Source organism: Ramlibacter sp., from assembly GCF_013697775.1.
Classification (GTDB): Bacteria; Pseudomonadota; Gammaproteobacteria; order Burkholderiales; family Burkholderiaceae_C; genus Ramlibacter.
In genome coordinates this window covers 1-5,951 of the sequence record NZ_JACCWG010000083.1, presented here as the reverse complement: position 1 = coordinate 5,951, position 5,951 = coordinate 1, and the positions used below count along the sequence as shown (strand labels likewise).

The 5,951-nt window shown below is 66.3% G+C and carries 8 protein-coding genes; all 8 read right to left on the bottom strand.

Translation table 11 applies throughout. From position 1 onward, the window contains the following. On the bottom strand, window positions 1-199 hold a 199-nt coding region (locus H0U68_RS04340), incomplete at its 3' end, for a hypothetical protein (protein WP_296353037.1). Window positions 200-1,032: 833 nt separating this feature from the next. Further along, a complete protein-coding gene (locus H0U68_RS04335; protein ID WP_296353035.1) occupies window positions 1,033-1,536 on the bottom strand; it encodes a heme-binding protein in 504 nt (167 codons plus the stop codon). Between the two features lie 4 nt (window positions 1,537-1,540). Beyond that, a complete protein-coding gene (gene soxB / locus H0U68_RS04330) occupies window positions 1,541-3,277 on the bottom strand; it encodes a thiosulfohydrolase SoxB (protein ID WP_296353034.1) in 1,737 nt (578 codons plus the stop codon). A gap of 9 nt (window positions 3,278-3,286) precedes the next feature. Continuing rightward, window positions 3,287-3,943 (bottom strand): sulfur oxidation c-type cytochrome SoxX, encoded by a 657-nt coding sequence (gene soxX / locus H0U68_RS04325; protein ID WP_296353031.1) that lies wholly within the window; start codon window positions 3,941-3,943, stop codon window positions 3,287-3,289. 10 nt (window positions 3,944-3,953) lie between these two features. Beyond that, window positions 3,954-4,760, bottom strand: coding sequence for a sulfur oxidation c-type cytochrome SoxA (gene soxA, locus H0U68_RS04320; RefSeq protein ID WP_296353028.1), 807 nt, complete (start codon window positions 4,758-4,760; stop codon window positions 3,954-3,956). Continuing rightward, window positions 4,760-5,071: a thiosulfate oxidation carrier complex protein SoxZ gene (gene soxZ / locus H0U68_RS04315; protein WP_296353026.1), complete on the bottom strand. Its 312-nt coding sequence runs from the start codon at window positions 5,069-5,071 to the stop codon at window positions 4,760-4,762. The genes soxA and soxZ overlap by 1 nt, the downstream gene beginning before the upstream one ends. A 28-nt stretch (window positions 5,072-5,099) precedes the next feature. After that, window positions 5,100-5,555 (bottom strand): thiosulfate oxidation carrier protein SoxY, encoded by a 456-nt coding sequence (gene soxY / locus H0U68_RS04310; RefSeq protein WP_296353024.1) that lies wholly within the window; start codon window positions 5,553-5,555, stop codon window positions 5,100-5,102. A 76-nt stretch (window positions 5,556-5,631) separates the two neighbouring features. Then, window positions 5,632-5,951: c-type cytochrome (locus H0U68_RS04305; protein ID WP_296353021.1), on the bottom strand; the 320-nt coding region annotated here is incomplete at its 5' end.

The window sequence follows — 5,951 nt, the reverse complement described above, 5'->3', positions numbered from 1 at the left end:
CGATCTCCGGCAGGACGCCCAACACGACCGGATAGAACGTTCCTGCATGGTTGTCGCCCACCGCCCAGAGAAACGCATCGTAGGCTTCATGGGCTGTCGATTCGTTCTCCGCGTTGCGAAGCGCATCGAGCGCTGCCTCCACGCTACCCGGATCGTTCGACTCCGGCTGGGGAAAGTGGGTGAGGTTGAGCGGCTTCATAGTTGCGCACTGGAGTTCGATGGAATCGCATGCCTTCACAAGCAGAGAGAGCTATTTGCTTGACAGATGGAAAGCCTTTGTAGTTTGACATTGGCGACAGTCGCCGGTTTGCACCACGGGATCGGGCCCTGCCGAGCGGTTCGTATCGGGGTCCGCATGCGGCAAGCAGCCCATGCAACAAGGCCGTCTGTAGATGTGCAGTCTGTTCCTCGTTCAGCGCCGCTTCGAGCAGCACGTCGGTCCAGCAGTAAATATAGTCACAAGGAAAAGGAACCAATGGCAACCAGTGCTTGACTACGTGAGAAGTCCCTGTAGCGGGTTAGGCCGCGCGGCGAACCGGAAAACTACAAGCCACGCACCCGGCATGCAATTAGCAGCAGGCCAAGCCCAACAATCCATGACCAGGTTGCAATGGGTTCTGGAATCCTGACAACGCCGAAGTGTGCCGCCAGCGCGATGATGAATAGGACAAGTGAGATCAGCCAAACTACCATCGTGGGAGCTTTACCTGAGTTGCGCATTGATGTTCCTTTAGTTAGGGTGGAAACGAGGCAACCACGGGTGAGTATGGAGCTTGTGTGGACGATGTGCTGTAAGTTCGCAGCTTAACAGCGTCACCAGTCCCAATTTGGCCGCAGCACCGGCGATGCCTTGGACGCGCTACCAGGGCTGGTGTTTATACATTGATAAAGCGACCGAGAAAACCCGCAATGTGGCCGTGGCTTGCCGGCACGACGAGCCGCGCATTCAGCGGTTGGTGCTGTCCGCGCCGCCAAGAGGAGGGTTCATTCAGCTGCGAGCCGCGCGCACTTCTGCTGCCAGCGCGCCCCGCTTCACATCTCCAAGTCGTCCGCGATGCTCGCGATGCCCGCCTTCGCGCAAGCCTCGTCCGCCTCACCACCCGGTGCGCCTGACACCCCGATGCCGCCGACCTGCGATCCCGCGGCGCTGATCTGCAGGCCACCACCGATCGCCACCACGCGCGGCAGCTGCCGCAGGCCGCTCATGGCGCCGCCGGGGCGGGAGACCGCTTCCAACTCGGTCGTCGAGATCTTGAACGTGACCGCCGTATACGCCTTATCCAGCGCGGTCTGAAACGTGTGCGGCCCTGCAAATCGGTCGCGCAGCGTGACGAGCGGCGAACCGGCGCGGTCCACCACCGCCACGCCCACTTGGTAGCCCGCTGCGCGGCACTTTGCCAGCGCCGCCGACGCAGCCTTCAGCGCCGCTTCGGGCGTCAGGCTGCGCACCTCGAACGTCGCGCCTTGCTGCGCCTGCGTGCCCGTCGCCATGCCCAGCATGGCAGGCAACACGAAGAGAGCAAGCAAAGCGCGCATCACATCAACCCTCCAAATACCCCGGATTGCCCCGCGCCCCCGCCACCACCGGCAGGTTCGCCTGGCGTGCAGCCACCTTGCCGCCGCGCGCCTTCAACCACGTTTCCACCACGTCCCACACCGGCTTGCCGCCCGCGGTTTTCGCTTCCTCGGCCACCGGCGCCCAGCCGGCCACCTTGTAGGTGCGGCTGGCCTCGATCGGCTTGCCGTCCAGGCGCATGTCGGTGATGCGCTTGCCCATCGTGGCCATCGGGTCCATGGCGTACTGCAGGCCGCCGACGCGCACCATGTCGCCGCCTTGCTGGTAATACGGGTCGGGGTTGAACAGGTTGTCCGCCACGTCCTCCAGCACCGTCTTGATGGTCTCGCCGCTCATCTCGTTGACCGTGGCATAGGGGTAGGTGATGGCGGTCATGTCCATCAGCCATTCACGCGTGATCGGCTGGCCCGCCAGCAGGCTGGTGCCCCAGCGGAAGCCGGGCGAGAACGCGATCTGCGCGCCCTGCACATCCATCAGCGCATCCAAAATCAGCTGGTCGCCGGTGCCGTTGAAGTTGCCGCGGCGGTACAGCGTGCCCTCGGTCACGGCCAGCACCTCGCCCAGTTTCTGCGCATGCGGCGCGCGCACCTTGCCGATCAGCGTATCCATCTCGCGGTCGGCCGGCAGCATGTTGGCGAACACCGGCAGCAGGTGGTAGCGGAAGTCCGCCACCTTGCCGCCCTTCACGTCGAAGTCGATCACGCCCAGGAACTTGCCGTTGGAGCCGGCGTTGGTGACGATGGTCTTGCCAGACCTGTTGGCCACGATGCTGGCCACCGGCATGCCGTCGTGCGTGTGGCCGCCCAGGATGGCGTCGATGCCGGTGACGCGCGAGGCCATCTTCAGGTCCACGTCCATGCCGTTGTGGCTGAGCACGACGACGGCCTGCGCGCCCTTGGCGCGCACCTCGTCCACCACCTTCTGCATGTTGTCGTCCTGGATGCCGAAGGTCCAGTCGGCGACGAAGTAGCGCGGGTTGGCGATCGGCGTGTACGGGAACGCCTGGCCGATGATGGCCACCGGCACGCCGTTGATGGGGCGGATGACGTAGGGCTTGAACACCGGGTCGCCGAAGTCGGCTGTCTTCACGTTCTGCGCCAGGAAGTCGACCTTGCCGGCGAAGTCCTTCTCCACGATCTCCTTCACGCGGTCCATGCCCAGCGTGAATTCCCAGTGGCCGGTCATGATGTCCACGCCCAGCAGCTTGGCGGCGTCCACCATGTCCTGCCCGTTGGTCCACAGCGACGTGGCCGATCCCTGCCACGTGTCGCCGCCGTCCAGCAGCAGCGCGCCGGGCCGGCCGGCCCGCATGCGCTTGACCAGCGTTGCCAGGTGCGCGAAGCCGCCCACCTTGCCGTAGCGGCGCGCGGCGGTTTCGAACTCCAGGCAGGTGAGGGCGTGCGCGGCCGGCGTGCCGGGCGGCACCTTCGCCACCTTCAGCAGGTGCTCGCCCACCAGGTGCGGCAGTTGCCCCTGCATGGTGCCGAAGCCCAGGTTGACGCTGGGTTCGCGAAAGTAAATGGGCAGCAGCTGCGCATGGCAGTCGGTCATGTGCAGCAGCGACACGTTGCCGAACGCCGGCACGTCGTACAGCACATTGCCGGCCGTTTGCGCATCGGCATCGGCCCAGCGGCCCAGCCCCATGCCGGCCACGGCGCCGGCTCCCAGCACCTGCAGGAATTCGCGTTTGGACAGGTCCACGGCCGCTCGCTACTTGTTGACGGGGGAGGCCGGGTCGAGCAGCAGGGCCATCACGTCCTTGATCTGCTTTTCGTTGAGGATGCCCGAGTGGCCCACGCGCGGCATGTTGGAGCAGGCGTTGTAGGCCTTGGCGTTCCACAGCTTGCCCCAGGTGTATTCCACGATGGGCTTGGCTTCGGCGCTGGCGGGGTCGGCCACGCCGCGGATCTTGCCGTAGTTGTACAGGCTGGGTCCGATGGTGCCGAAGGAGATTTCTTCCTTGCTGATCTGGTGGCAGTTGTAGCAGTTGCCACCATTGGCCGCGCCGGCCGTGTCGGTCCAGGTGAGGCCGCGGCCGTTCTGCGCGATGGCCTCGCCGGCCTTCCAGTCGCCCAGGAACTTGCCGTCGGCCGGCCACTTGATGGTTTTGAGGTTGGCTTCCTCAATGGCCTTGGTGCGCGCGGCGTCCAGCGGCTTGCCGGCCACGTCCGCGGCGCTGCAGGCCTTCAGCGTGTCGTCGATGCCGCTGACGCGGTCCACCGTGGCGATGCCCTGGTCGCGGAACGCGGTCTTGGCCATGTTGGCGGCCATCTGGTCGAGTTCGGCGTCGCCGGGCAGCGTGGCGCAGCCGAGCACCGCGGCGCCCGCCACGGCGGACAGGCCCAGCACGAGTGCGATCTTCTTCATGAATGGGTCCTTATCGCTTGATGCTGGGCGCGATCGACTTGGCGCCCTTGGAGTTCACGCCGAGATACGTGCTGATGGCGGTGAGCGCGTCGCTGCCGAATTCCGGATACGGAAAGCGCTGCTGGCGCAGGCAGTCGTTCAGGCGCAGCTGCATGCCCCACATCTCGCCGTTGCTGACGCGGTAGGCCGGCCAGGCGGCGAAGCCGACGCCGTCGCCGGGGTTCTTGGTCAGGTTGGGCAGGTCCTGCAGGCGGATGCGCTTGCCGTCCTCGCCGTGGCAGGAGGCGCAGGCGAAGTCGTGCGTGCCGCCGCGCATGAAGAACAGGCGCTTGCCGGCTTCGTAGTAGCTCTTTTCCATCGCATGGGCCTGCGGCAGGTTGAACTGCAGTCCCCTGGACTCGGCGGCCACGTAGGTGGCCAGCGCCGTCACGTTGGCCTGCTCGCCGCGGCCGAACGGCGTCTTGGCGATTTCCGCCGCATTGAAACCCTGCAGCCGCTCCATGCAGCTGACCAGGCGCGTCTCCAGGTCCTGCATCTTGCCGACGTCGGCGAAGTAGCGCGGCAGCTCGACGAAGGCGCCCTTGACCACGCCCGGGCCCTTGCCCAGGTCGCACGCCTCCAGCGAGGCATTCTTCGGGCCGCGCTTTTGCTTCCACAGCACCTCGCCCTTGGCCTCGAACAGGTCCGCCGGGTTGCCGTCGGCCAGCATCGCGCGGTATTCCTCGATCGACTGCGTGGCCGACTTCTGCGCGAAGGCACCGGTCGCGGCGACCCCCAGCCCTAACCCCAGCACCAGGCATGCGACGGTGCCCTTCATCAGGACACCACGGCTTCGTCGGTGCGGGTGTCGCCGCGGTTGTCCTTCCAGGTGACGCCGATCTTGTCGCCGGCCTTGGCGCCCTTGACCGTGAACTGCAGGAACGGGTTCTTGGCGACGGCCGGGCCCCATTCGGCGGCCAGCACCTGCTTGCCGTTGTGGGTGGCGACGACGTCGGTGATGTGCCAGGCCGGAATGGTCTTGCCGGCCGCGTCCTTGCGCTGGCCGGTTTCCATTTCGTGGCTCATGAGGACACGCACGGTGGCGTTGGGGCCTGCTGCCTGGGCGCGGATGCGCATCGGTTCGGACATGTCGGACTCCTTGATTCGTGTGGATGGATCAGCCGCCGCAGCCGCCGAGCGTCACTTTGACTTCCTTCTTCGCAAAGAAGGCCTTGCCGTCGGTGGTGATGGCCACCGCGTACACGTCGGAGGACTGACCCATCTTGGCGCGGGTGGCGAAGTTGGCATCCACCGCGGGGCTGGTGTCGAACTTGGCGACCAGCGTGCTGGGGTTCTTTTCCACCAGCAGCAGCACGTGCTTGACGTTGGGCAGCGTGGTGGCCACGGTCATCGGAACCACGGCGCCGTTCTCGGCGATGTCGGGGGCGGTGAGCGTGACGTCCTTGCTCTCGGTGGGGGCGCCCGCGCCGTAGGCCTTCATCACGTCGTTGACGCTCTTGGCCTCGAAGCCAGCGTTGTTCCAGGCCAGCGCCATGCGCGGGAACAGGCCGGTGGCGGCGAGCAGGCCGGCCACCACCGCGCTGTGCTTCAGGGTGTCGCGACGGGTTTGCATGCGGGTCTCCAGGTAATTAAGCGGATGCTAATAAATGGACGGTTGCGGCGCATGGGGGATATCCCTGCGCCGGTGGTTACTGCTTCGCGCCGGCGGCCAGCCAGTCGGCGATGCGGCGGGCCTCGGCTTCGCTCAGCGTCTGCGGCGGCATCGGGATGCTGCCCCAGACGCCCGAGCCTCCAGAGCGGATTTTGCCAGCCAGGTAGTCGGCCTTGCCTGCATGCTTGCGGGCGACCTCGCCCCAGCCGGGGCCGACGATCTTCTGCTGCGCGGCGTGGCAGGCGGTGCAGTTGTTCTTCTGCAGCAGCGCCTGCACGGCCTTGCCGTCGGGCGCAGCCGGCGGCGCGGGCGCGGGCACGGGAGCGGGCGGCGGGGTCGGTTTGGCTGCGGGCACAG

Excerpts from the sequence above, each read along its gene's own strand:
- soxA (WP_296353028.1), bottom strand. The coding sequence starts at position 4,760 with ATGAAGGGCACCGTCGCATGCCTGGTGCTGGGGTTAGGGCTGGGGGTC.
- H0U68_RS04335 (WP_296353035.1), bottom strand. The coding sequence starts at position 1,536 with ATGCGCGCTTTGCTTGCTCTCTTCGTGTTGCCTGCCATGCTGGGCATG.
- soxX (WP_296353031.1), bottom strand. The coding sequence starts at position 3,943 with ATGAAGAAGATCGCACTCGTGCTGGGCCTGTCCGCCGTGGCGGGCGCC.
- soxY (WP_296353024.1), bottom strand. The coding sequence starts at position 5,555 with ATGCAAACCCGTCGCGACACCCTGAAGCACAGCGCGGTGGTGGCCGGC.
- soxZ (WP_296353026.1), bottom strand. The coding sequence starts at position 5,071 with ATGTCCGAACCGATGCGCATCCGCGCCCAGGCAGCAGGCCCCAACGCC.